The 25,355-nt window shown below is 69.8% G+C and carries 18 protein-coding genes and 1 pseudogene; 11 read left to right on the top strand and 8 right to left on the bottom strand.

Annotation, left to right across the window (positions count from 1 at the left end):
- Positions 1–169 precede the first annotated feature (169 nt).
- From MMA15_RS02480 to MMA15_RS02465, 4 genes and pseudogenes are all read right to left on the bottom strand, one after another.
- Positions 170–1,787 (bottom strand): annotated as a pseudogene (locus MMA15_RS02480) (glycerol-3-phosphate dehydrogenase/oxidase).
- 5 nt (positions 1,788–1,792) lie between these two features.
- The gene (gene glpK / locus MMA15_RS02475; RefSeq protein WP_241057285.1) at positions 1,793–3,340 is read right to left on the bottom strand and encodes a glycerol kinase GlpK; all 1,548 of its coding nucleotides are present in this window, start codon (positions 3,338–3,340) and stop codon (positions 1,793–1,795) included.
- Between the two features lie 144 nt (positions 3,341–3,484).
- Positions 3,485–4,237 carry an MIP/aquaporin family protein gene (locus MMA15_RS02470; RefSeq protein WP_241057284.1) on the bottom strand — a complete coding sequence of 251 codons (753 nt, stop codon included), beginning with the start codon at positions 4,235–4,237 and terminating at the stop codon, positions 3,485–3,487.
- Positions 4,238–4,575: 338 nt separating this feature from the next.
- Positions 4,576–5,406, bottom strand: coding sequence for an IclR family transcriptional regulator (locus MMA15_RS02465; RefSeq protein ID WP_241057283.1), 831 nt, complete (start codon positions 5,404–5,406; stop codon positions 4,576–4,578).
- 486 nt (positions 5,407–5,892) lie between these two features.
- Between MMA15_RS02465 and metH the strand changes: the two genes are divergently transcribed.
- The 3 genes from metH (at position 5,893) to MMA15_RS02450 (ending at position 12,205) form a co-directional block, all read left to right on the top strand.
- Positions 5,893–9,417 carry a methionine synthase gene (metH, locus tag MMA15_RS02460; RefSeq protein WP_241057282.1) on the top strand — a complete coding sequence of 1,175 codons (3,525 nt, stop codon included), beginning with the start codon at positions 5,893–5,895 and terminating at the stop codon, positions 9,415–9,417.
- Positions 9,418–9,523: 106 nt separating this feature from the next.
- Positions 9,524–10,237, top strand: a complete 714-nt coding sequence (locus MMA15_RS02455) for an HAD family hydrolase (protein WP_241057281.1) — start codon at positions 9,524–9,526, stop codon at positions 10,235–10,237.
- 378 nt (positions 10,238–10,615) lie between these two features.
- Positions 10,616–12,205: an ABC transporter substrate-binding protein gene (locus MMA15_RS02450; RefSeq protein WP_241057280.1), complete on the top strand. Its 1,590-nt coding sequence runs from the start codon at positions 10,616–10,618 to the stop codon at positions 12,203–12,205.
- A gap of 152 nt (positions 12,206–12,357) precedes the next feature.
- Here MMA15_RS02450 and MMA15_RS02445 read toward each other — a convergent pair whose 3' ends face one another.
- Both MMA15_RS02445 and MMA15_RS02440 read right to left on the bottom strand, forming a co-directional pair.
- The gene (locus MMA15_RS02445; RefSeq protein ID WP_241057279.1) at positions 12,358–13,026 is read right to left on the bottom strand and encodes a response regulator; all 669 of its coding nucleotides are present in this window, start codon (positions 13,024–13,026) and stop codon (positions 12,358–12,360) included.
- A 44-nt stretch (positions 13,027–13,070) separates the two neighbouring features.
- Entirely contained in the window at positions 13,071–14,081 is a 1,011-nt protein-coding gene (locus tag MMA15_RS02440) for a RecB family exonuclease (RefSeq protein WP_241057278.1), read from the bottom strand.
- A 382-nt stretch (positions 14,082–14,463) separates the two neighbouring features.
- On the opposite strand from MMA15_RS02440, the gene MMA15_RS02435 reads away from it, so the two are divergent.
- The 3 genes from MMA15_RS02435 (at position 14,464) to MMA15_RS02425 (ending at position 17,782) form a co-directional block, all read left to right on the top strand.
- Positions 14,464–16,029, top strand: coding sequence for a site-2 protease family protein (locus MMA15_RS02435; protein ID WP_443732559.1), 1,566 nt, complete (start codon positions 14,464–14,466; stop codon positions 16,027–16,029).
- A 32-nt stretch (positions 16,030–16,061) separates the two neighbouring features.
- Complete coding sequence (locus tag MMA15_RS02430; protein ID WP_241057276.1) at positions 16,062–16,961, top strand: tRNA (adenine-N1)-methyltransferase; 900 nt, start codon at positions 16,062–16,064, stop codon at positions 16,959–16,961.
- A 254-nt stretch (positions 16,962–17,215) separates the two neighbouring features.
- The gene (locus MMA15_RS02425; RefSeq protein ID WP_241057275.1) at positions 17,216–17,782 is read left to right on the top strand and encodes a hypothetical protein; all 567 of its coding nucleotides are present in this window, start codon (positions 17,216–17,218) and stop codon (positions 17,780–17,782) included.
- A gap of 65 nt (positions 17,783–17,847) precedes the next feature.
- Here the strand turns inward: MMA15_RS02425 and MMA15_RS02420 are convergent, their stop codons facing one another.
- Entirely contained in the window at positions 17,848–18,135 is a 288-nt protein-coding gene (locus MMA15_RS02420; RefSeq protein WP_241057274.1) for a ferredoxin, read from the bottom strand.
- Between the two features lie 243 nt (positions 18,136–18,378).
- Between MMA15_RS02420 and arc the strand changes: the two genes are divergently transcribed.
- From arc to prcA, 5 genes are all read left to right on the top strand, one after another.
- Complete coding sequence (arc, locus tag MMA15_RS02415; RefSeq protein ID WP_241057273.1) at positions 18,379–20,145, top strand: proteasome ATPase; 1,767 nt, start codon at positions 18,379–18,381, stop codon at positions 20,143–20,145.
- A gap of 251 nt (positions 20,146–20,396) precedes the next feature.
- Positions 20,397–21,908, top strand: coding sequence for a depupylase/deamidase Dop (gene dop, locus MMA15_RS02410; protein ID WP_241057272.1), 1,512 nt, complete (start codon positions 20,397–20,399; stop codon positions 21,906–21,908).
- Positions 21,909–22,047: 139 nt separating this feature from the next.
- Positions 22,048–22,266 (top strand): ubiquitin-like protein Pup, encoded by a 219-nt coding sequence (locus MMA15_RS02405; RefSeq protein ID WP_181764673.1) that lies wholly within the window; start codon positions 22,048–22,050, stop codon positions 22,264–22,266.
- 131 nt (positions 22,267–22,397) lie between these two features.
- Positions 22,398–23,243 (top strand): proteasome subunit beta, encoded by an 846-nt coding sequence (gene prcB, locus MMA15_RS02400; RefSeq protein ID WP_241057271.1) that lies wholly within the window; start codon positions 22,398–22,400, stop codon positions 23,241–23,243.
- A gap of 57 nt (positions 23,244–23,300) precedes the next feature.
- A complete protein-coding gene (gene prcA / locus MMA15_RS02395) occupies positions 23,301–24,077 on the top strand; it encodes a proteasome subunit alpha (protein WP_241057270.1) in 777 nt (258 codons plus the stop codon).
- Between the two features lie 85 nt (positions 24,078–24,162).
- Here prcA and MMA15_RS02390 read toward each other — a convergent pair whose 3' ends face one another.
- A complete protein-coding gene (locus MMA15_RS02390) occupies positions 24,163–25,242 on the bottom strand; it encodes a LacI family DNA-binding transcriptional regulator (RefSeq protein ID WP_241057269.1) in 1,080 nt (359 codons plus the stop codon).
- Positions 25,243–25,355 lie beyond the last annotated feature (113 nt).

The following is a 25,355-nucleotide window of genomic DNA, read 5'->3' as shown; positions in this document are numbered from 1 at the left end:
ACCCCCTCGGGCTTGGTTCCCGGCCCTGGTCAGCCGCCGCCCGGGCCACTCAAGCTCCGGGCCCCCGGTTCCGGCCCAAGTCCCGGCCCCTCAAGTCCCTCTGTCACAGGGCCGGTCGGCACCGGACCGCCGGCGTACCGGACCCAGGGGACGCCGGGACCGCCACGCGTCAGCCCTTGCGCTCCTCCAGGAGCTTCTCCACGCGCTCCCGTACCTCCGCGGTGTCCAGACCGCGGATGGTGAGGGTGGTGCGCCGCCGCAGCACGTCGTCCGCCGTCACCGCCCACTCGTGATCGCGGGCATGCACGACCTGCGCCCAGATCTCCGGGCCGTCGGGGTGGATGCGTTCGCCCAGCGACGGGTCCTCGTTGACCAGCCGCGCGATGTCGAAGGAGAGCGAGCCGTAGTGCGTCGCCAGGTGGCGGGCGGTCATCGGGTCCATGCGAGGGCCCGGTTCGCGCTCGCGGTCCACCAGCAGGCGATGGGCCACCGCGTTCGGGTTGGAGATACCGGGAAGCGGGGTGCGGCGCACCAACTCCCTTACGGGCTCCATGTCCTGGGCGAGCGAACCGCCCGGCAGCTTGGCCAGCTTGTCCATCACGGCACGGCCGATGTGCCGGTACGTGGTCCACTTGCCGCCCGCCACCGAGAGCATTCCGGCCGATGCCCTCGCTGACCACCGTCTCCCGCTTGGCGGCCGTCACGCCGCCGGGGCCGCCCGGCAGCACCCGCAGCCCCGCGAAGGCGTAGCTGATCAGATCCCGGCCGAGGTGCTCGTCCCGTACGGAGAAGGCCGCCTCGTCGAGGATCTGCTGGATGTCGGCCTCGGTCGCGCGGACGTCGGCCGGATCGCCCTCGTACGCCTCGTCGGTGGTGCCCAGCAGAAGCTGGTCCTCCCAGGGGAGCGCGAAGGTGATGCGGTACTTGTCGATCGGCGTCGCCATCGCCGCCCGCCAGGGCGCCTTTCGGCGCAGCACCAGATGTGCGCCCTTGGACAGGCGGACGCTGGGCGCCGCCCCCTTGTCCTCCATCCTGCGCAGGTGGTCCACCCACGGTCCGGTCGCGTTGAGGACGAGACGCGCGTCCACGCCGAACTCGGTGCCGTCGACGCGGTCGCGCAGCTCCGCCCCCGTGACGCGGCCGACCGTACGGCGCAGCCCCGTCACCTCGGCGTGGTTGAGGACGACGGCACCGGAGTCGACGGCGGCGCGCACCGTCATCACGGCCATGCGCGAGTCGTTCATCTGGTGGTCGCCGTAGACCGCGACGGCCTTGAGGTTCTCCGTACGCAGCCCCGGGTTGTCGGCCGCCGCACGCGACGGCGAGACGACGCGGCCGACGCCGTCGCCGAACGCGGAGAGCGCGCTGTAGGCGAAGACACCGGCGCCCAGCTTCGCCGCGCCGTGCGGCCCGCCCTTGTAGACGGGCAGATAGAACTTGAGCGGGTTGACCAGGTGCGGCGCCACGTCCTTGGCCAGCACCCGGCGCTCGTGGTGGTTCTCCGCCACCAGCTTCACGGCACCGGTCTGGAGGTAGCGCAGGCCGCCGTGTACCAGCTTGGAGGAGGCGGAGGAGGTGGCGCCGGCGAAGTCGCCGGCGTCCACCATCGCCACCCGCAGTCCCGACTGCGCGGCGTGCCATGCGACCGAGGTCCCCAGGATGCCGCCGCCGATGACCAGCAGGTCGTAGGTCGCTCCCGCGAGCAGCTCCCTGGTCTCGGCGCGGCTGGGATTGCCGCCGGCAGCCGGGCGCGTCCCCAGGGTCGGGACGCTCTGCAGGGTGTTCATCAGTTTCAGTTCTCCTCTTCGATCCAGCCCATGGTCCGCTGCACGGCCTTGAGCCAGTTCTTGTACTCGCGGTCGCGAACGGCCGCTTCCATGCTGGGCGTCCACTCGGCCGCCCGCTTCCAGTTGGCGCGCAGCTCGTCGGTGTCGGACCAGAAGCCGACAGCGAGACCGGCCGCGTAGGCGGCGCCGAGGCAGGTGGTCTCCGCGACCATCGGCCGTACGACGGGTGCGCCGAGGAAGTCCGACATCGTCTGCATGAGCAGGTTGTTGGACGTCATGCCGCCGTCGACCTTGAGGGCGGTCAGCTCCACTCCGGAGTCCTTGTTCATCGCGTCGACGATCTCGCGGGTCTGCCAGGCCGTCGCCTCCAGCACCGCCCTCGCCAGGTGCGCCTTCGTCACGTAGCGGGTGAGACCGGCGATCACGCCGCGGGCGTCGTCACGCCAGTACGGGGCGAACAGGCCTGAGAACGCCGGTACGAAGTAGGCGCCGCCGTTGTCCTCGACGGAGCTGGCGAGCGTCTCGATCTCGGCGGCGGTGCTGATCAGGCCCATCTGGTCGCGCATCCACTGCACCAGCGAACCGGTGACCGCGATCGCGCCCTCCAGGGCGTAGACCGGGCGTTCGTCGCCGATCTGGTAGCCGACCGTCGTCAGCAGTCCGTTGTACGAATTGACCGCCTCGTGGCCGGTGTTGAGCAGCAGGAACGTGCCCGTGCCGTAGGTGGACTTCGCCTCGCCCTCCGAGTAGCAGGTCTGGCCGAACAGGGCCGCCTGCTGGTCGCCGAGGGCCGAGGCCACCGGGACGCCCGCCAGCGCGCCCTTCGCCTCTCCGTACACCTCGGCGGAGGAACGGATCTCCGGCAGCAGCGACATGGGCACGCCCATGGAGTTGCAGATCTTCTCGTCCCAGCTCATCGAGTGGAGGTTCATCAGCATGGTGCGGGAGGCGTTGGTCACGTCGGTGACGTGGCGCCCGCCGTCGGGGCCGCCGGTGAGGTTCCAGATGACCCACGAGTCCATGGTTCCGAAGAGCAGTTCACCGCGCTCGGCGCGCTCGCGCAGCCCGTCGACGTTGTCGAGCAGCCAGCGGATCTTCGGACCGGAGAAGTAGGAGGCCAGGGGAAGGCCGGTCTCCCTGCGGAAGCGGTCCTGGCCGACGTTGCGGCCGAGTTCGCGGCAGAGCGTGTCGGTGCGGGTGTCCTGCCAGACCAGCGCGTTGTGCACGGGCTCGCCGGTGGCCTTGTCCCAGAGCAGCGTCGTCTCACGCTGGTTGGTGATGCCGAGAGCCTTCACGTCGGCCTTGGTGATGCCTGCCTGCTCCAGCGCGCCGATGACCACCTGCTGGACGTTGGTCCAGATCTCGGCGGCGTCGTGCTCCACCCAGCCGGGCTTGGGGAATATCTGCTCGTGTTCCTTCTGGTCGACGGAGACGATCCGGCCGTCCTTGTCGAAGACGATGCAGCGGCTGGAGGTCGTGCCCTGGTCGATGGCGGCGATGAAGGGGCCCTGGCCGTGCGAAGCGCCCGCGGACTGGTTCTCTGACTCGCTCATGTGTCCTGCTCCAAGTGGTTCGTCGGGAAGGGGCTCTCGGCCGTGCGGCCCGGGCCGTCCGTCCGGGCTGATCCGTCCGGACTGAGAGGCCTGTGCTCGTACGCCGCCGGGACCGGGCTCCCGGCCCCGGCAGCGTACGGGGGCTCAGGCGAAGGCGACCTGGTGCAGACCGGCGGCTATCGCCCCGCCGATCAGCGGGCCCACGACCGGGATCCACGAGTAGGCCCAGCCGGAGCCGCCCTTGTTGGGCAGGGGCAGCAGGGCGTGCACGATGCGGGGACCGAGGTCGCGGACCGGGTTGATGGCGTACCCCGTCGGGCCACCGAGCGACAGACCGATGCCGCCGACGACGAGCGCCACTATCAGCACTCCCGTCCCGGAGACGCCGACGCCCTTGGTGAGGCCCAGGTTGAGGATCGCGATGACGAGTACGAACGTCGCGATGATCTCGGTGACGAGGTTCTGGACGGTGTTGCGGATCTCGGGGGAGGTGAAGAAGACGCCGTGCACGGGGCCGGGGTTCTCGCCCCTGCGCTCCGCCATCTCCGGTTCGTTGAGGTCCGCGTGGAACTGGCCGTAGTAGACGAGCCACACCAGCACGGCGCCGATCATCGCCCCGAGGAGTTCGGAGGCGAAGTAGACCGGGACGTCGGCCCAGGGGGTGGTGCCCTCGATGGCGAGGGCGAGCGTGACCGCCGGGTTGAGGTGGGCGCCGGACATCTGGGCGACGTAGCCGCCGGTGAGGACCGCGAAGGCCCATCCGAAGGCGATGGCCACCCATCCGGCGTTGTGCGCCTTGGAGCGCTTGAAGGTCACGGCGGCGCATACGCCGCCACCGAGCAGGATCAGTAGAGCGGTACCTGTGGTTTCACTGAAGAAGATGTCGGAGCTGGACACCCGCGACTCCTTTGGCTTGTCCAGATGGGGAGGGCGGGCCGGTTCCGTCCGGTGTTCGACAATGCCGACCGCCGATGGGGCAGTTTTGCCCCTGGTGGTGGTCCCGTCAAGGGGTGTGACCCAGGACTCCCGCAGTACCTCTACGCAGGGGAGATCATCTCCGGGCAGGGGGCGGCGGCGGGGCCGCACCGGGCCTCCCCGCACCACTGCCGGCCGCCCCGCTCCATCGCGGTAGGACGGCCCGCTTCCGCCGCATCCGAACCGTGGGAGGCCCGACTCCGGCCCGCCGCGCGGCAGTTGCCGGACGGGTTGCCCGAAGCCGTTGCCGGAAGCCGGCGTCAGAACCTGCGCGCGCCCAGATCCCGTGAGACCGCGCGAGCGCAGTCCCGTACGGCGGCGACGAGCAGCGGACGCAGCTCCACCTCGGCCGCCGCACCGCTTGCGTTCCCGGGCGGCACGGCGCCGACGACCCCGGCCGCCGCCGCCACGTCCTCGCAGACCCGCTCCACCGCGCCCGTCACACCGACCGCTCCGACCGGCATGCGGCGCCGGTCGCGGATCGGCGCCGCGATGGAGGCCAGCCCCTCCCAGGTCTCCTCCACGTCGGCGGCCCAGCCGCGGGCCCGCGTCAGCTCCAGTACGTCCTCGAACTCGTCGAGCGCGGTGATCGTGCGCTCGGTGAAGCGGCGGCGCTCGCCGTCGACGGCCTCGCTGTGCGCCACGGGGTCGAAGGCCGAGAGCACCTTGCCCAGGGCGGTGCTGTGCAGCGGCTGCATAGCGCCGACCTCCAGCACCTGGCGGCTGTTGTCCGGCCGGAAGACGTGATGGACGATCAGCACGCCCTGCTGGTGCAGGACTCCCAGATAGACGCTCTCGCCGCTGGAGCGCGCCAGGTCGTCCGCCCACACCAGGGCACGGGAGCGCAGCTCGTGCACGTCCAGATAGCTCGTGCCCAGCCGCAGCAGCTCGGCGCCGAGCTGGTACTTGCCCGTCGCGCCGTCCTGCTCGACGAAGCCCTCCTGCTGGAGGGTGCGCAGCAGACCGTGCGCGGTGCCCTTCGGCAGCTCCATCGACGATGCGATGTCGGACAGGCCGAGTCTGCGTTCGCCGCCCGCCAGGAGCCGCAGCACGGCTGCCGCGCGCTCGAGCGACTGGATGGTCCGGGCCACCGGGCACCTCCCTGACCTGCTCGCAACGGGCCGCTCTGAATAGGGTTCGACAATGCCGAACGGTATCGCTTGATGTCGGCGGACGGTAGCCCGGTCCCTCCCATGGGCCCGCGCACTGGTTTTCGGCCACGCCCCCTATGGAGGCCAGGCCGTGCCCGAAGGGGCGCCCCCGGGCGCCACCGCCCCCTTCTCCGCCCGGATACACCCCGGCCCGCTCCCGTACGCAGGAAAACCCGCGCTCACGCAACCACCCGCCGGATACGGCATCTTCGAACCGTGCTCGCACCGCCTCGCACTGATTCGCACCGTCCCGTACCGGTTCGTACAGGTTTCGCACCCGCCTCGTGCGCCCTCGTACCGTCCGCCCCGCGGAACGCCCGGCTGCGCTCTTGTGCTCGCCCGATACCCTGATCAGGTGCGCCGTCCTCAGCCGAGTGACGGGACCGCGCATAGCCGACAGCCGTCGCACCTTAGGGAGAACCCTTCATGGCCTCGCCGAGCAGTACGCCCGATTCCGCCTTCCCGCGGGGAGCAGCCCTGCGTAAGGCGCTCACGGAGCGCGTGATCGTCGCCGATGGCGCGATGGGCACCATGATTCAGGCGCAGGACCCGTCCCTCGACGACTTCCAGCAGCTCGAAGGCTGCAACGAGATCCTCAACGTCACCCGACCCGACATCGTGCGCTCGGTCCACACCGAGTACTTCGAGGCCGGAGTGGACTGCGTCGAGACCAACACCTTCGGCGCCAACCACGCCGCCCTGGGCGAGTACGAGATCACCGACCGCATCTTCGAACTCTCCGAGACGGGCGCCCGCATCGCCCGCGACGTCGCCGACGAGTTCGAGGCCGACGGCCGCCCCCGCTGGGTGCTCGGCTCCATGGGCCCCGGCACCAAGCTGCCGACGCTGGGCCACGCCCCCTACACCACGCTGCGCGACGCCTACCAGCAGAACGCCGAAGGCATGATCGCCGGAGGCGCCGACGCGCTCCTGGTGGAGACCACCCAGGACCTGCTCCAGACGAAGGCCGCCGTGATCGGCGCCCGCCGCGCCATGGAGGCCGCCGGTGCGCAGGACCTGCCGCTGATCTGCTCCGTGACCGTGGAGACCACCGGCACGATGCTGCTGGGCTCCGAGATCGGCGCGGCCCTCACGGCCCTGGAGCCGCTGGGCATCGACATGATCGGCCTCAACTGCGCGACCGGGCCCGCCGAGATGAGCGAGCACCTGCGCTACCTCGCCCAGCACTCCCGGGTGCCGATCTCCTGCATGCCCAACGCGGGCCTGCCCGTACTGGGCAAGGACGGAGCCCACTACCCGCTCACCCCGGAGGAGCTGTGCGACGCTCACGAGGGCTTCGTACGCGACTACGGCCTCTCCCTCGTCGGCGGGTGCTGCGGTACGACCCCCGAGCACCTGCGGCAGCTCGTCGAGCGGGTAAGGGGCAAGGAGCAGGCACAGCGCACGCCCACGCCCGAGCCCGGCGCCGCCTCCCTCTACCAGGCGGTGCCCTTCCGCCAGGACACCTCGTATCTCGCCATCGGCGAGCGCACCAACGCCAACGGCTCGAAGAAGTTCCGCGAGGCCATGCTGGACGGCCGCTGGGACGACTGCGTAGAGATGGCCCGCGACCAGATCCGCGAGGGCGCGCACATGCTCGACCTGTGCGTGGACTACGTGGGCCGCGACGGCGTCGCCGACATGACCGAGCTGGCCGGCCGCTTCGCGACCTCCTCCACGCTGCCGCTCGTGCTCGACTCCACCGAAGTGGACGTGATCCAGGCAGGGTTGGAGAAGCTCGGCGGCCGTGCCGTCATCAACTCCGTCAACTACGAGGACGGCGACGGCCCCGGCTCCCGCTTCGCCCGCGTCGCCTCCCTGGCCCGTGAGCACGGCGCCGCCCTGATGGCGCTGACCATCGACGAGGAGGGCCAGGCCCGTACCGCCGAGCACAAGGTCGCCATCGCCGAGCGCATCATCGAGGACCTGACCGCCAACTACGGCATCAACGAGTCGGACATCCTCATCGACTGCCTGACGTTCACCATCTGCACCGGGCAGGAGGAGTCCCGCAAGGACGGCGTCAACACCATCGAGGCCATCCGGGAGTTGAAGAAGCGCCACCCGGACGTGCAGACCACGCTCGGCCTGTCCAACATCTCCTTCGGCCTCAACCCGGCCGCGCGCATCGTCCTCAACTCCGTCTTCCTCGACGAGTGCGTCAAGGCAGGCCTCGACTCCGCCATCGTCCACGCCAGCAAGATCCTCCCCATCGCGCGCCTGGAGGAGGAGCAGGTCGACACCGCGCTCGACCTGATCTACGACCGCCGCCGCGAGGGCTACGACCCCCTCCAGAAGCTTCTGGAGCTGTTCGAGGGCGTCGACACCAAGGCGATGAAGGCCGGCAAGGCCGAGGAGCTGGCGGCGCTGCCCCTCGACGAACGCCTCCAGCGGCGCATCATCGACGGCGAACGCAACGGCCTGGAGGCCGACTTGGACGAGGCGCTGACCGAGCGCCCCGCCCTCGACATCGTCAACGACACGCTCCTCGCGGGCATGAAGGTCGTCGGCGAGCTCTTCGGAGCCGGCAAGATGCAGCTCCCGTTCGTGCTCCAGTCGGCCGAGGTGATGAAGAGCGCGGTCGCCTATCTGGAGCCGCACATGGAGAAGAGCGACGACGAGGGCAAGGGCACCATCGTGCTGGCCACCGTCCGCGGCGACGTCCACGACATCGGCAAGAACCTCGTCGACATCATCCTCTCCAACAACGGCTACAACGTGGTGAATCTGGGCATCAAGCAGCCCGTCGCCGCCATCCTCGACGCCGCCGAGGAGCACAAGGCCGACGTCATCGGGATGTCGGGGCTGCTGGTGAAGTCCACGGTGATCATGAAGGAGAACCTGGAGGAGCTGAACCAGCGCCGGATGGCCGCCGACTTCCCGGTCATCCTCGGCGGCGCCGCCCTCACCCGCGCGTACGTCGAACAGGACCTGCACGAGATCTACGAGGGCGAAGTGCGCTACGCCCGCGACGCGTTCGAGGGCCTGCGCCTGATGGACGCCCTCATCGGCGTCAAGCGCGGCGTCCCCGGCGCCGAGCTGCCGCCGCTGAAGCAGCGCCGCGTTCCCAAGCGCCCCTCGTCCGCCGCGGGCGAGGTCCCCGAGCCCGAGGTCAACGACGGTTCGGTACGCTCCGACGTCGCCGTCGACAACCCGGTGCCGGAGCCGCCCTTCTGGGGCAGCCGCGTCATCAAGGGCATCGGCCTCAAGGACTACGCGTCATGGATCGACGAGGGCGCGCTCTTCAAGGGCCAGTGGGGCCTGAAGGAGGCCCGTACGGGAGAAGGCCCCGGCTACGAGGAGCTGGTGGAGTCCGAGGGACGCCCCCGGCTGCGCGCATGGCTGGACCGCCTGCACACGGAGAACATGCTGGAGGCGGCCGTCGTCTACGGCTACTTCCCCTGCGTCTCCAAGGGCGACGACCTGATCCTCCTCAACGAGGACGGCAGCGAACGCACCCGCTTCACTTTTCCCCGCCAGCGCCGCGGCCGTCGGCTGTGCCTCGCCGACTTCTTCCGCCCGGAGGAGTCCGGCGAGCAGGACGTCGTAGGACTCCAGGTCGTCACCGTCGGCTCCAGGATCGGCGAGGCCACGGCCGAGCTGTTCGCGAAGGACGCCTACCGGGACTACCTGGAGCTGCACGGCCTCTCCGTGCAGCTCGCCGAGGCCCTGGCCGAGTACTGGCACGCCCGCGTCCGCTCCGAGCTGGGCTTCGCCGGCGAGGACCCGTCGGCGATGACGGACATGTTCGACCTGAAGTACCGCGGCGCCCGCTTCTCCCTGGGCTACGGGGCCTGCCCCAACCTGGAGGACCGCGCGAAGATCGCGGATCTGCTCCAGCCGGAGCGCATCGGCGTGGAGCTGTCGGAGGAGTTCCAGCTCCATCCCGAGCAGTCCACCGACGCCATCGTCATCCACCATCCGGAGGCCAAGTACTTCAACGCCCGGTAACGGGGTCGGCCGTACCGACGTAGAATGGTCGATCCGGTACAGGCCGGTCGTCCGCTCCTGCGGAGTGGGCGGCCGGCCTTGTCGTCCCTCACGGAGGTGTACGCGGATGACCAGTTCCAGCCCCGCGATCGGCACACTTACAGCCGAAGGCTCCTCGCTCCAGGCAGTGCTCCTCGATATGGACGGCACCCTGGTCGACACGGAAGGGTTCTGGTGGGACGCCGAGAGTGAGGCCTTCGCGGAGCTGGGACACGTACTGAAGGACGAATGGCGCGAAGTCGTCGTCGGCGGCCCCATGACGCGCAGCGCGGGCTTCCTCATCGAGGCCACACGGGCCGACATCACCATCGAAGAACTGACCGTGCTGCTGAACGAGAAGTTCGTGGAGCGGCTGCGCCGAGGGGTTCCGCTGGTGCCGGGCGCCCGGCGGCTGCTGGCCGAACTGTCCCTGCACGGCGTGCCCACCGCGCTGGTCTCCGCCTCCCACCGCACCGTCGTGGACGAGATGCTCGTCTCCCTGGGCAGGGAGAACTTCGACCTCACGGTCGCCGGTGACGAACTGACCCGCACCAAGCCGCACCCCGACCCGTATCTGACGGCAGCTCAGCGGCTGGGCGCCGATCCGGCGCGCTGCGCCGTCGTCGAGGACACCGTGACCGGAGTGGCCTCGGCGGAGGCGGCAGGCTGCCGCGTGGTGGCCGTTCCCTCCGTGGCGCCCATCGAGGCCGCCGAGGGGCGGACCGTCGTCGAGTCACTGGAAGAGGTGAATCTCGCCTTTCTTCGCTCGATGGTTCTCATGGCCCATCAGGGCGTCTCTTGACGCTTCGTGACAATCCCCGCGTCGCCCAACACGCGTGTCCGTTCTGCCTCTTGACGTGGAGCGACGAGCGCTGTGACATTCACCAGGCACTTCGCGTCGGTGCCGGCCCGCACCGGTCACGGCGGTGCGAGGGGGGTTCGTCGGCGCGCCGTGAACGTCTCTGCCCGCCTCCCTGACGCGCTCGTGCACGCGGGCCCGCGGTGATACTGCGGCCGCCCGCGCCGACCGTACGGCGAATCCGGAGGTGGTTCTCATCGGGCTCCGAGTCCGTTGCCAGGACGGCATGTCCGGAAACGCCGGCCGTCCGAGCCCGTCGACGGTCCTCCGCCCGGCCACTCGCGCCGTGACCGTACCGGCCGTCAGAGAGGACCGCGCCCGATGAAAAGCAAGCCTTCGCTACTGGCCGCCGGAGCCGGTCTGCTGGCGTCCCTGCTCACCGGATGCGGAGAGGTCACGGGAAGCGACGCCCCGGCCGTCGTGGTCGGCACCACCGACGCCTTCTCGGTCAGCAAGGCCACGCCCGCGCCCTTCGACCCGGCGGCCGCCTACGACGTCAGCTCGTGGAACGTCATGCGCAACGCCTTCCAGACCCTGCTGCGGATGCCCCGCTCGGGCACCAAGCCCGTCAGGGACGCGGCGGAGCGGTGCGGCTTCACGGACGAGCGGAACGAGCGGTACCGCTGCACCCTGCGCGAGGGCCTCACCTTCTCCAACGGCCACACCCTCGACGCCCGCGACGTGGAGTTCTCCATCGAGCGCATCCTGCGCATCCGCTTCGCCAACGGTCCCGCCTCGCTGCTGAGCGGCATAGCCAAGGTCGAGGCCACCAACGACCGCGAGGTCGTCTTCCAGCTCCGCAAGCCGGACGCCACCTTCCCGTACAAGATCGCCACACCGGCGGCGTCGATAGTCGACCAGGAGAGCTACCCCGCCAAGGGCTTCGCCAAGGGCTTCCGCACGGTCGGCTCGGGTCCCTTCACGCTCGAATACGACTCCAAGGGCGGCAAGACGGTCTTCACCCGGAACCACAACTACAAGGGGAAGTTGAAGGTCCACAGCGAGAAGGTCGAACTGCGTTCATTCCCCGACTCCACCGCCATGGAGAAGGCGCTGCGCGACGGCGACATCGACCTGATGAACCGCACCATCTCGCCGAAGCAGGTCGAGCGGCTGGAATCGGTCCCCAGGGACCGCATCGACCTCGTGCAGCAGCCCGGCCAGGAGATCCGCTACCTCGTCTTCAACACCGACGACGAGACCGCGGGACGCCTGGCGGTACGGCGGGCCATGGCCGAGCTGATCGACCGTGAGTCACTCGTACGGGACGTCTACGCCCGCACCGCCGACCCGCTCTACTCCCTGGTGCCCTCGGGCGTGCCGGGACACCGCAACTCCTTTTTCAACAAGTACGGCGAGTCCGGTGCGGACTCCGCACGGCGCACGCTGCGCAACGCGGGTCTGCGTACCCCTGTGAAGGTCGAACTCGCCTACACCACCGACCACTACGGCAGCGTCACGGCCAAGGAGTTCACCAAGCTCAAGGAACAGCTCAACAACAGCGGGCTGTTCGACGTGAAGGTGCGGGGCCTGCCCTGGGACACCTACCGGACGGCTGCGCTGAAGGGGAAGTACCAGGTCTACGGCTACGGCTGGTTCCCCGACTTCCCGGACGCCGACAACTACATCGCGCCCTTCTTCGAGCGGAACAACTTCCTCAACAGCTCCTACATCAGCTCCGAGATACGTGACCAGGTCATCCCGGAGACCCGGCAGAAGACCGACCGGGTGCGCACCGAGAAGGGCTTCGCGCGTGCGCAGGACATCGTGGCCGACGAGGTCCCCGTGCTGCCGCTGTGGCAGGGCAAGCAGTTCATCGCGGCGCGGGACGACATCACGGGCGTCGAGTGGGCGCTCAACTCCTCGTCGGTGCTTCAGCTTTGGGAACTGGGCCGCAGCACGGACGGCTGACGGGGCGGCGTCCAGGGCCCCTGCCGGGGCGCGGTGAGCCGCGAGCGGTGAGTGGTAAGCCGTTAGCGGTCTACGGTCGCTGTTCCGGTGGGTCTTCTGGGCCTTAGAAGCGCCGGGCGCACGGGCGCGTGCCCGCGGCAGGGCTCACCGCCTCACGCCCCGGGCCGCACCAGCCCGCTCTCATACGCGTAGACGGCGGCCTGTACACGATCCCGCAGCCCCAGCTTGGTCAGCACATGCCCGACGTGAGTCTTCACGGTCGTCTCGCTGACGAAGAGGTCCGCGGCGATCTCCGAGTTCGACAGGCCCCTCGCCACGAGCTTCAGCACCTCCACCTCGCGGTCGGTGAGCTGATGCAGCGTGTCCGGCACCGGCTCCTCGCCCGACGGCAGCTTCCCCGCGTACTTGTCGAGCAGACGGCGCGTGACGCTCGGCGCCAGCATCGCCTCGCCCGCGGCGACCACGCGGATCGCCTGCACCAGCTCCGCGGCCGGGGCGTCCTTGAGCAGGAAGCCGCTGGCACCGGCCCGCAGCGCCTCCACCACGTACTCGTCCAGGTCGAAGGTGGTCAGCACCAGCACCTTGGCCGGGCCGTCCTTCGCGGGACCGGTGATGCGGCGCGTGGCCTCGACGCCGTCCATCCTCGGCATCCGGATGTCCATCAGCACCACGTCCGGCTGCAATGCCCGTACCTGGTCGAGCGCTTGGAGGCCGTCGCCCGCCTCGCCGACGACGGCCAGGTCCTGCTCCGCCTCCAGGATCATCCGGAAACCGGTACGCAGCAGCGGCTGGTCGTCGACCAGCAGGACGCGGATGGCCACGGGACCTCCTTCGGCGGGCGGCAGGGAACGCGCTCCATTCTTGCCTAAGCACCCTCGGCCGGTCCGTCCGGCCCGTCCGGCCCGCGCGACCGATCCGCCGGTCCGCCCGGTCCACTCGACGTTCCCTGATTCGACGTTCCCTGACTCGACGGTCCCTGCGGCCCGTCCGCGGGTCCGTCTGCTTCGCCCTGCTCCTCGGACCGCGGCTCCGGCAGCCGCGGCTGCACCGTGAGCGGGTAGGGCGGGGGAGAGCCGCCGAACTCCGGGCAGTGCGCACGGTGATCGCACCAGTCGCACAGCCTGCCGGGGCTGGGCCGCCAGTCGCCCGTCTCCGTGGCCCTCGTGATCGCCTCCCACAGCGCGAGCAGCTTGCGCTCGACGCGGCGCAGATCTTCCTCGTCGGGGTCGTACGTCAGCACGTCCCCGCTGCCCAGGAAGACCAGTTGGAGCCTGCGCGGCACGATCCCGCGCAGCCGCCACACCACCAGCGCGTAGAACTTCATCTGGAAGAGCGGCCCGTCGGAGAACTGCGGCGGCGGCGCCTTGCCCGTCTTGTAGTCGACGATCCGGACCTCGCCGGTGGGCGCCACGTCGACGCGGTCGATGATGCCGCGCAGCCGCAGGCCCGAGTCGAGCGTGGTCTCCACGAACAATCCCTCCCGCTCCGCGGGCTCCAGCCGCGTCGGATCCTCCAGCGAGAACCAGCGCTCCACCAGCGCCTCCGCCTCCGCGAGCCATGCCGCGAGCCGGGCCTCGTCCGGCGCCTCCTGCCCTTCCTCGGCGAAGAGTTCGGTCAACTCCGGGCGCTTCGCGAGCAGTCGTTGCCATTCGCGGGCGACAAGCGAGCGTGCACGCGGCAGACTGCGCTCCTGCGCGGGAGCGTCGAACAGCCGCTCAAGGACGGCGTGTACGACCGTTCCCCGCGTGGCCGCCGGCGAAGGTTTCTCGGGCAGTTTGTCGATCACCCGGAAGCGGTAGAGCAGCGGGCACTGCATGAAGTCGCTGGCACGGGACGGCGAGAGGGAGTTCGGCGGCGATGCGACGCGGGTGGTCATGACGTACGACCCTAGGGCCCCGCACCGACAACGGGCGCATACCATCGGGGGCGGCGCATCCGCCCCGCGCGCCCGCCGGAACGAGGCGGCGGACAAGGCGTAAGAGCGACGCGGCGGAGTGCGAGGAAGCAGCAGAGGGGAACCGGTGGCGGACACGGAAAACGGCGGCACGCCGCGTACGGGCGGCTCCGGCGGCTCCGATGACTCCGGAACGGCGCGGGAGGGCACGGCGTCCCTCCCGGCGGACCGTCCGGACACACCGGCGTACCCGCACCCGGAGCGGACGGCCGCCCCGGCGCCGGACGCGACCTCCGACGGGACGTCTGACGCGGCGACGGATACGAGGCCGGACGCCACGGTGGACGGGGCCGCGGACGGGGGCGTGGACGGGGCTGTGGCCGTGCCCGACGGAACGACGGAACCGGCGCCCGCCGCGAAGACCAACCCCGCGCCCGGCGAATCGGCCGGCGCATCGGCGAACGGACCGTCAGAAGCCGGGCCCCGCACGGAAGCCGCGCGGACGGAGACCGTGCGCACCGAGGCCACGCGCTCGGACCCGAATCGCACGCCGCCCGGCGGCTCCGCTCCCGCCAAGGCCCCCGACAGCGCTGATACGTCCCGGAGTTCGGCCCCCGGCACAGGCACAGGCCGTGGCGACAGCCCCGGCCCCCGAGCCGCAGCCGAACCCACCCCCGAGCCCGCCCCCGACCCCACCCCCGAGCCCGCCCTGGGCGCTCCCGACCCCGCGTCCCCGTCCGCCCCCGGACCCCTCGGCGCCGAGAAGCCGCGGCGCGTCCGCCCCTTCGGCGGCGGGCTGCTGATGGGCCGCCCCTTCGGCGTGCCCGTCTACGTCGCACCGAGCTGGTTCCTCGTCGCGGCCCTCATCACCTGGGTCTTCGGCGGCCAGTTGGACCGCGTGCTGCCGCATCTCGGTGCCGTGCGCTATCTCATCGCGCTCTTCTTCGCCGTCGCGTTCTACGCCTCGGTACTCGTACACGAACTCGCCCACACGGTCGCCGCGCTCCGCTTCCAGCTCCCCGTGCGCCGCATCCAGCTCCAGTTCTTCGGCGGCGTATCCGAGATCGAGAAGGAGGCGGAGAGCCCGGGCCGTGAGTTCATGCTGGCGTTCGTCGGGCCGCTGCTCTCGCTGCTGCTCGCCGCGGTCTTCTACGCCGGGATGCAGGCGGTGCGGCCCGGCACCGTACCCGGCGTGCTGCTGGCGGGGCTGATGACGTCCAACCTCATCGTGGCCGTCTTCAACCTCCTGCCCGGACTGCCCCTGGACGGCGGCCGGATGCTGCGCGCCCTCGTATGGAAGCTGACCGGCCGCCCGATGACCGGCACCGTCTTCGCCGCCTGGATCGGCAGGGCGCTGGCCGTCGCGGTGCTGATCGGACTGCCGCTCGCCACGCACGCCGGCGGCCTCACCCCCGAGAGCATCGGCGGCGTCGACTCCATCATGGACGCCTTGCTCGCCGCCATCCTCGCCGCGATCATCTGGACCGGCGCCGGCAACAGCCTCCGCATGGCGCGGCTGCGCGAGCACCTCCCCGAGCTGCGCGCCCGCAACCTCACCAGGCGCGCCGTGCCCGTGCCCACCAACACCCCCCTCTCCGAGGCGCTGCGCAGGGCGAACGACGCCGGTGCCCGTGCCCTCGTGGTCGTGGACGGCGCCGGTGCCCCCATGGCGCTCGTGAGGGAGGCAGCGATCGCCGGAGTCCCCTCGCACCGCCGCCCCTGGGTCGCGGTCTCCAGCCTCGCCCAGGAGCTGAAGGAGGGCATGCGCGTCCCGGCGGAGCTGGCCGGGGAGGAGCTGCTGGAGTATCTGCGCGCGACGCCCGCCACCGAGTACCTCGTGGTCGAGGAGACGGGCGAGATCTACGGCGTGCTCTCCACCGGCGACGTGGAGCGCGCCTTCGTAGCGGCCATGGCCAAGCCCTCGGCGTGAGTCGCCCTGACCTGACCCGTTAGTCTGTGCGCATGTCCGAACCGACCGGTGCGGCCCGCCGTCGCGGGCCCTTCAGGGTCGGGGACCAGGTCCAGCTCACGGACCCCAAGGGACGCCATTACACGTTCACGCTCGAAGAGGGAAAGAGCTTCCACACCCACAAGGGAGCCTTCCCCCACGACGAGCTGATCGGTGCTCCCGAGGGCAGCGTCGTCCGTACCACGGGAAATGTCGCCTATCTCGCGCTGCGCCCCCTGCTCCCCGACTACGTCCTGTCCATGCCGCGCGGCGCCGCCGTCGTATATCCCAAGGACGCGGGTCAAGTCCTGGCGATGGCCGACATCTTCCCGGGGGCGCGCGTCGTCGAGGCGGGCGTCGGCTCCGGTTCGCTGAGCATGTTCCTGCTGCGCGCCATCGGCGACCAGGGCATGCTGCACAGCTACGAGCGCCGCGCGGACTTCGCCGAGATCGCACAGCAGAACGTCGAGCGCTACTTCGGCGGACCGCACCCCGCGTGGACCCTCACCGTCGGCGACCTCCAGGACCGGCTCTCGGACACCGACGTCGACCGCGTCATCCTCGACATGCTCGCCCCCTGGGAGTGCCTGGAGGCCGTCTCCAAGGCCCTCGTCCCCGGCGGGATCCTGTGCAGCTACGTCGCCACCACGACCCAACTGGCCCGCATGGTCGAGTCGATCCGCGAACACGGCACGTTCAACGAGCCGCAGTCGTGGGAGACCATGGTGCGCAACTGGCATGTGGAGGGCCTCGCCGTGCGCCCCGACCACCGCATGATCGGGCACACCGGCTTCCTGCTCACGGCCCGCCGCCTCGCCGACGGTGTCGAGCCGCCGCTGCGCCGCCGCCGCCCCGCCAAGGGCGCCTACGGGGAGGACTACACGGGCCCGGGCAGCACCTCCGGCCGTTCCTGACACCCCCGTTGGGCCGTAGGCGGCTTCCGCGTCCGCGCCGCACGCCGTGCGTGCGCCGTGTTCGACCGCTGAGCAGTCCCGTCGCCGTCTCCCAACTGGGCGGCGGGACGGGCCGGTTGCGACGCGGAAGCTGACGGCCGGTCAGGAACCGTACGGAGAACGGAGAACCGCCCCGCCACCCCGTTCCCGTGCGGTGTGACGTATGGCACGATGCTGGGCACCCCCAAGCACACTTCCCACAGGAGTCACCCGGCGTGACGGAACTGCCGCACACCCGTACCCGCATGGTGCACTGGCTCGGCACCGCGGTGGCCCTCGCCGCCGTCGTCGGAGCCTCGTCCCTGGTCCAGCCCGCGGACGCCACCGCCCAGCCGACGCTCACCACGGCCGCCGCGGGCACCGCTCCGGACCCGAAGCAGGCCGACTTCCCCGTCGATTGCGGCAGCGCCTCCGTCAAGGTCGACGTCGTGGAGAAGGGTTCGACGGACTTCGACGGCGACGGCCGCCGCGAGACGGTCGCCTCCGTACGCTGCCACTCCGGCACGGGCACACCGCCCAGCGCACTGTTCGTACTGGGCGCCCCCGCCCGTCCCGGCCAAGCCCCGCGCGTCGTCGCCACGATGCTGCGCACCAAGGAGCAGATGAGCGTCCAGGACTTGAGGGTCCACGGCCGTACGGTCTCGGCCAAGCTGCTCGGCTACTCGTCGCCTTCGGTGCCCAGGTGCTGCCCCGACAGGCAGCGGAAGGTGAAGTGGGAGTGGAAGGACGGCAAGTTCGCGCTCGAAGCCGCTCCGGTGCCGGGCAGCCCGGAAAGCGTCTGAGCGGCAACGCACCGTGTTCCGCCCGCTCTTCGGGCACTCAACGTGAGCGTCGGTGACTCTCCGCGCTAATCCGCGTCGGGGCCGTACACTTCGACATTGTCCGAAACGCGGCGTACGTGAATGCAGTCCCCCGGGCACTCCTTGGCGGAGTCGACGACGTCGTCGAGTAGCGGCAGCGGTACGGGAGTCGTGGCGCCCTTGTCCTGAAGCAACTCGTCGTCGCTGCTCTTCACATAGGCCAAGCCGTCGATGTCCAACTCGAACACCTCGGGTGCATACTGCGCGCAGATGCCGTCGCCGGTGCACAGATCCTGGTCGATCCAGACCTCGAGTGCGTCGTCCCCGGTGCTCATCCTGTCGCCTGCCGTTCCTGCGTTCGTGATGGAAAACTGCTGTCCATGAAGGGGTGTTGACCGTTCCGACCCTACAACCGGCCGCTTTCGAAAGGTCATGGGTGGGTATTCCCCTGGCGTGAGGGAGCGCGCAAGGGTGAAGATCAGACACACCGCGACCGTCTTTGTGATCTAGGGTTTCAACCTGTACCCGCCCAGGTAGGGTCAGGAAGCGTCCAGCTCCCCCTGGAGGAGGTGAGGACCGTGGCAGCCCACGACGACGACATCAACCGCGGCATCCGGCCCGGTCGGGGTTCCGAAGACCCGTCCGGCCAGGTCGCGTATCTGGAGCAGGAGATCGCCGTCCTGCGCCGCAAGCTCGCCGACTCTCCGCGGCACACTCGGATTCTTGAGGAGCGGATCGTCGAGCTTCAGACGAATCTGGCCGGAGTCTCCGCACAGAACGAGCGGCTCTCCAACACTCTCCGTGAGGCGCGCGATCAGATCGTGGCCCTCAAGGAAGAGGTCGACCGCCTCGCGCAGCCGCCGGCCGGATTCGGTGTTTTTCTTCAGGCGAACGAAGACGGCACAGCCGACATCTTCACCGGTGGACGCAAGCTCCGCGTGAACGTCAGCCCCAGCGTCGAACTCGAAGAGCTCCGTCGCGGCCAGGAACTGATGCTCAACGAAGCACTCAACGTGGTCGAGGCGATGGAGTTCGAGACCGCGGGCGACATCGTCATGCTCAAGGAGGTCCTGGAGGACGGCGAGCGCGCCCTGGTCGTCGGGCACACCGACGAGGAGCGCGTGGTCCGCCTCGCCGAGCCGCTGCTGGAGACGACGCTCCGCGCGGGCGACGCCCTGCTGATGGAGCCCCGTTCCGGTTACGTCTTCGAGGTCGTGCCCAAGAGCGAGGTCGAGGAACTCGTCCTCGAAGAGGTCCCCGACATCGACTACGCCAAGATCGGCGGTCTCCGCGGCCAGATCGAGCAGATCCGCGACGCGGTGGAGCTGCCGTATCTGCACCCGGACCTCTTCAAGGAGCACGAACTGCGCCCGCCCAAGGGCGTTCTGCTCTACGGCCCTCCCGGCTGCGGCAAGACGCTGATCGCGAAGGCCGTCGCCAACTCGCTGGCCAAGAAGGTCGCTGAGGTCACGGGCAAGCCCCAGGGGAAGAGCTACTTCCTCAACATCAAGGGCCCGGAGCTGCTGAACAAGTACGTGGGCGAGACCGAGCGGCACATCCGCCTCGTGTTCCAGCGCGCCCGTGAGAAGGCGAGCGAGGGCACACCGGTCATCGTCTTCTTCGACGAGATGGACTCGCTGTTCCGTACCCGCGGCTCTGGCGTCAGCTCGGACGTGGAGAACACGATCGTCCCGCAGCTCCTCTCCGAGATCGACGGTGTGGAGGGCCTGGAGAACGTCATCGTGATCGGCGCCTCCAACCGCGAGGACATGATCGACCCGGCGATCCTGCGCCCCGGCCGTCTCGACGTGAAGATCAAGATCGAGCGTCCGGACGCCGAGGCCGCGAAGGACATCTTCTCGAAGTACCTCACCGCGAACCTCCCGCTGCACGCCGACGACGTCGCGGAGCACGGCGGCAACGCCAACGCCGCCTGCGACGCCATGATCCAGTCCGTGGTCGAGCAGATGTACGCCGAGTCCGAGGAGAACCGCTTCCTGGAGGTCACGTACGCCAACGGCGACAAGGAAGTGCTCTACTTCAAGGACTTCAACTCCGGCGCCATGATCGAGAACATCGTCGGCCGGGCGAAGAAGATGGCGATCAAGGCGTACCTGGACCAGAACCAGAAGGGCCTGCGCGTCTCGCATCTGCTCGCCGCCTGCGTGGACGAGTTCAAGGAGAACGAGGACCTGCCGAACACGACCAACCCCGACGACTGGGCCCGTATCTCCGGCAAGAAGGGCGAGCGGATCGTCTACATCCGCACGCTGGTCACCGGGAAGCAGGGTGCGGACACCGGCCGTTCCATCGACACCGTGGCCAACACCGGTCAGTACCTGTAAGCACACAGCGATCCGGCTGCGGACGCCCCTGGTGGACCCCCGCCGAGGCGGGGAGGCGTCCGTGGCCGGATCCGTTTTGAGCAGTCCGAGGAAGTCCGCTGAGTGATCTCCCGACTTCAGGCCGTGCGTTCTAGGCTCGTCCGTAGTGCCGCTGCGTGCAGTGCTGAGGGAAGGACCGCAGACGGGGCGGATGCGCAGCGGGACTTGAGCGGCGGCCCACAGGCGGGTCGCTGCCGGGCAAGGAGGGCCGCATGACCGTACGGCGAGTAATGGGCATCGAGACCGAGTACGGGATCTCCGTACCCGGCCACCCCAACGCCAATGCCATGCTCACCTCATCCCAGATCGTCAACGCCTACGCAGCGGCGATGCACCGGGCGCGCCGTGCCCGCTGGGACTTCGAGGAGGAGAACCCGCTGCGCGACGCCCGCGGCTTCGACCTGGCACGGGAGTCCGCCGACGCGAGCCAGCTCACGGACGAGGACATCGGCCTGGCCAACGTCATCCTCACCAACGGCGCCCGTCTCTACGTCGACCACGCCCACCCCGAGTACAGCGCGCCCGAGGTCACCAACCCCATGGACGCCGTCCTGTGGGACAAGGCCGGCGAGCGGATCATGGCCGAGGCGGCCGAGCGGGCGGCCGAGGTCCCCGGCACCCAGGCCATCCACCTCTACAAGAACAACACCGACAACAAGGGCGCCTCCTACGGCACGCACGAGAACTACCTGATGAAGCGGGAGACGCCGTTCTCGGACATCGTGCGGCACCTCACGCCGTTCTTCGTCTCCCGTCAGGTGGTCTGCGGCGCCGGACGCGTCGGGCTCGGCCAGGACGGCAGCGAGCACGGCTTCCAGCTCAGCCAGCGGGCCGACTACTTCGAGGTCGAGGTCGGCCTGGAGACGACTCTGAAGCGGCCGATCATCAACACCCGTGACGAGCCGCACGCCGACGCGGAGAAGTACCGCAGGCTCCACGTGATCATCGGCGATGCGAACCTCTCGGAGGTCTCCACCTACCTCAAGCTCGGCACCACCGCTCTGGTCCTGTCGATGATCGAGGACAACTTCATCGCGGTCGACCTCGCCGTCGACCAGCCCGTACGCACCCTGCACCACGTCTCGCACGACCCGACGCTCGGCAAGCTGATCACGCTGCGCAGCGGCCGCACGCTCACGGGCGTACAGCTTCAGATGGAGTACTGCGAGCTGGCGCGCAAATACGTCGAGGAGCGCTGGGGCGCCGACGCCGACGAGCAGACCAAGGACGTGCTCGCACGCTGGGAGGACGTCCTCACCAGGCTCGAGCAGGACCCGATGAGCCTCTCCGGGGAGCTGGACTGGGTCGCCAAGCGCGAGCTGATGGAGGGCTACAGGCGCCGTGACAACCTGGGCTGGGACGCGGCCCGGCTGCACCTGGTGGACCTCCAGTACGCCGACGTACGGCCCGACAAGGGGCTCTACAACCGCCTGGCCAACCGCGGCAACATCCAGCGGCTGCTTCAGGAGGACGACATCCAGCGCGCCGTGGGCAAGCCGCCGGAGGACACCCGCGCCTATTTCCGGGGCCGCTGCCTGGAGCAGTACGCGGACGACGTCGCCGCCGCCTCCTGGGACTCGGTCATCTTCGATCTGCCCGGTCGTGACTCTCTGCAACGGGTGCCCACGCTTGAGCCGCTGCGCGGCACCCGCGACCACGTCAAGGAGCTGCTCGACCGCTGCCGCACGGCGGAGGAGCTGGTGAGAGTGCTTTCCGGGGGCTGAGGACGGCTATTCGGTGCCGCATGCGGGAATCACCGGGGTGGTACTCCGACGTTGGAGAAGTGAAGGGCCGATGTCAGTCCCTGCTTGTAGGGTCTGATCTTGTACGTCACGCGTACACCGAACCGAGCGGGGTGAGGATATGGCGACCAAGGACACCGGCGGCGGGCAGCAGAAGGCCACCCGCCAGACCGAGGACACCGAGGAGCAGGCTGAGGAGACGCAGGTCTCCGAGGATCTCAAGGAGCGCCAGGAAGCACTCTCGGATGACGTGGACTCCGTCCTGGACGAGATCGACGACGTCCTCGAGGAGAACGCAGAGGACTTCGTGCGGTCGTTCGTTCAGAAGGGCGGAGAGTAGTCGCGTGATCGCCGTCCTGCGTCCCCGGTCACCGGGGGCGCAGGACGGGTGACTTCCGGGCCTGTGGGTAGGGTCCGTGCAGTATTCCAAGATCTCTTCTGAACCGACTTCCGAACTGTGGAAGGAAACGTGTGGAAGCCAACACTCGTGACACAGGGCGTCTGCCGACTGCCTTCCTGACGCCCGGCTCGTCCTCGTTCATGGACTTCCTGTCCGAGCACGCCCCTGAGGTGCTGCCCGGCAGCCGGCCCCTGCCTGCTGTCGAGGGCGCCGTGCAGGCTCCGCACGGCACGACCATCGTCGCGGCGACGTACTCGGGCGGTGTGGTGCTCGCCGGTGACCGCCGCGCGACGATGGGGAACGTCATCGCGCAGCGCGACATCGAGAAGGTCTTCCCAGCCGACGAGTACTCGGCCGTCGGCATCGCCGGCACGGCGGGGCTCGCGGTGGAGATGGTGAAGCTCTTCCAGCTGGAGCTGGAGCACTTCGAGAAGGTCGAGGGCTCGACGCTGTCCCTGGAGGGCAAGGCCAACCGCCTCTCGACGATGATCCGCAGCAATCTCGGCATGGCCCTGCAGGGCCTGGCCGTAGTCCCGGTCTTCGCGGGTTACGACGTGGACCGCGAGAAGGGCCGGATCTTCTCCTACGACGTGACGGGCGGTCGTTCCGAAGAGGTCGGCTTCACCGCCGTGGGTTCCGGTTCGGTCTTCGCACGAGGGTCGCTGAAGAAGCTGCACCGGGACGACCTGACGGAGGAGCAGGTCTGCACGGTGGCGCTTCAGGCGCTCTACGACGCCGCCGACGACGACTCCGCCACGGGCGGCCCCGACATGGCACGCAAGATCTATCCGACGCTCACGGTCATCTCCGACGAGGGCTGCCGCAAGCTCGACGAGGACGACGTCTCCGCGCTCGTACGCACGATGCACGAAGGCCGCCTCCAGCAGCCCAACGGGCCGCAGGCCCCGCTCACCTGACGAAGGCCACGGGGCCTTCAGCGCCCTCTGACAGGAGAAGGAAGGGACGGATAGCCGGTGTCGACGCCGTTCTACGTCTCACCACAGCAGGCCATGGCGGACCGCGCCGAGTACGCCCGCAAGGGCATCGCGCGGGGCCGCAGCGTGGTCGTGCTCCAGTACACCGACGGCATCGTGTTCGTCGCCGAGAACCCCTCGCGGTCGCTCCACAAGATCAGCGAGATCTACGACCGCATCGCGTTCGCGGCGGTGGGCAAGTACAACGAGTTCGAGAATCTGCGGATTGGCGGCGTCCGCTACGCGGATCTGCGTGGATTCACCTATGACCGCGCCGATGTGACGGCCCGTGGGCTCGCCAACGTCTATGCGCAGACCCTGGGGACGATCTTCTCCAGCGCGGCGGAGAAGCCGTACGAGGTCGAGCTGATCGTCGCCGAGGTGGGGCCCGCCCCCGAGGACGACCAGATCTACCGGCTTCCGCACGACGGTTCCATCGTCGACGAGCACGGCTCGCTCGCCGTCGGCGGCAACTCCGACCAGATCAACAGCTATCTGGAACAGCGGCACCGCGACGACATGACCCTCGCGGAGGCCGTCAAGCTCGGCAAGGAGTCCCTGGCGCGCGACAACAACGGCGGCGAACGAGAGGTGACCGCCGACCAGTTGGAGGTCGCGCTGCTCGACCGCAGCCGTGTCCAGCAGCGCAAGTTCAAGCGGGTGCTGGGCAGTCAGTTGCGGCGGCTGCTGGGGGAGGACGAGAGCTCGGGGAGTTCTGACTCCTCTTCGGACGAGGACAGTTCGGAGGAGTCCTCAGGCGAGGGCTCGGAGGAGTAGCGCTCCAGCGAAACGCCTACGTCGTGCCCCGCGGGTTCAACTGCCCGCGGGGCACGCGGCGTTGAGGACCGGTCCTCGTCGCCCCTCAACTGCCAGGGGCGTCCGTGGCGGACGGCGCAGCCGTGGAGCCGCGTCGTACGAGCCGCACGGGAAGCACTGGTGCGTCGGCCGCCCGGCCCTCCAGCGTCGCGAGCAGCGCGCGCATGCCTGCCGCGCCGACCTCCTCCGCGGGCAGCCGTACCGTCGTCAGCTCCGGTTCCAGCGCGGTCGCCAGGCTCAGATCGTCGAAGCCCGTCACGGACACGTCCTCGGGCACGCGCAGTCCCAGCCGCCGTGCGGCCTTGCAGGCTCCGGCGGCCAGCAGATCGTCGTCGCAGACCAGCGCGGTGGGCCGGGGGCAGGCGGTGAGGGCGCGGGTCGCGGCACGCAGGGCGTCCTCGATGTCGAGGGCGCTGGCCTCGGTCCGTACGGACGCTTCGGGGATTTCGGCGACGGTGTCGGTCAGCGCTCGTGCCCGCTCGCGGAAGGTCCAGGTGTCCACGGCGGCGGCCAGATGCGCGAGACGACGGTGGCCGAGCCCGAGTAGGTGCCCGGCGGCCTGGCGCATTCCGTCGGCGATGTCGAGGTTCACGGTGGCGGCTGCTCGGTCGCTGTCCGGGTCGGTGTCGAGCATCACCAGCGGCAGTCCGCCCTCGCCCAGGGCGGCCAGCGCGTCGGCCGCCATCGAGGAGGCGATCACGCCGTCGAGCGCGGCCCGTGCCGAGCCGAAGGGGTCTACGGCCGGTCCTGTGCCGGCGGGGGAGGGGTAGAGGACGACGCCGAAGTCGTGCTCCTCGGCGACGTGGGAGGCACCGGCGTGTACCCGCGCGAAGTAGTCGTGGGTGAGGGCAGGCACGACGAGGAGCGCGGTGCGGGTGCGGCCCAGACGGAGGCTGCGTGCGGCCAGGTTGGGCCGGTAGCCGAGCTCCCTCGCGGCCGTACGGACGGTCTCGGCGGTACGCGGGGAGACCCGGCCCTGCCACTTGCCGCCCAGCACGAGGGAGACCGTCGCCTGGGAGACGCTCGCCTGCCGGGCGACGTCGCGGCTGGTGGGGCGGCCCGCCGAGGTCCCGTTGGGCGGCCGGTCCGCCTCGCCGGGGCGCCGGGGCCGCCTGGTGCTCGCCATCCGTGCTCCTTCGCCATCCGTGGCCCGGTCCCGGGCGTCCCGTGGCTGCCGGGGTGGACCGTGGGGTGAGCGACATGGTACGTATGACGGCGGCCGTTATACGTACAACGTAT

The sequence above is a fragment of the Streptomyces marispadix genome (genome assembly GCF_022524345.1).
In the GTDB taxonomy this organism is placed as follows: Bacteria; Actinomycetota; Actinomycetes; order Streptomycetales; family Streptomycetaceae; genus Streptomyces; species Streptomyces marispadix.
The sequence above is the reverse complement of the archived record's forward strand: the minus strand, read 5'-3'. Positions and strand labels throughout refer to the sequence as shown.

Excerpts from the sequence above, each read along its gene's own strand:
- glpK (WP_241057285.1), bottom strand. The coding sequence starts at position 3,340 with ATGAGCGAGTCAGAGAACCAGTCCGCGGGCGCTTCGCACGGCCAGGGC.
- metH (WP_241057282.1), top strand. The coding sequence starts at position 5,893 with ATGGCCTCGCCGAGCAGTACGCCCGATTCCGCCTTCCCGCGGGGAGCA.
- MMA15_RS02455 (WP_241057281.1), top strand. The coding sequence starts at position 9,524 with ATGACCAGTTCCAGCCCCGCGATCGGCACACTTACAGCCGAAGGCTCC.
- MMA15_RS02450 (WP_241057280.1), top strand. The coding sequence starts at position 10,616 with ATGAAAAGCAAGCCTTCGCTACTGGCCGCCGGAGCCGGTCTGCTGGCG.
- MMA15_RS02440 (WP_241057278.1), bottom strand. The coding sequence starts at position 14,081 with ATGACCACCCGCGTCGCATCGCCGCCGAACTCCCTCTCGCCGTCCCGT.
- MMA15_RS02430 (WP_241057276.1), top strand. The coding sequence starts at position 16,062 with ATGTCCGAACCGACCGGTGCGGCCCGCCGTCGCGGGCCCTTCAGGGTC.
- MMA15_RS02420 (WP_241057274.1), bottom strand. The coding sequence starts at position 18,135 with ATGAGCACCGGGGACGACGCACTCGAGGTCTGGATCGACCAGGATCTG.
- dop (WP_241057272.1), top strand. The coding sequence starts at position 20,397 with ATGACCGTACGGCGAGTAATGGGCATCGAGACCGAGTACGGGATCTCC.
- MMA15_RS02405 (WP_181764673.1), top strand. The coding sequence starts at position 22,048 with ATGGCGACCAAGGACACCGGCGGCGGGCAGCAGAAGGCCACCCGCCAG.
- MMA15_RS02390 (WP_241057269.1), bottom strand. The coding sequence starts at position 25,242 with ATGGCGAGCACCAGGCGGCCCCGGCGCCCCGGCGAGGCGGACCGGCCG.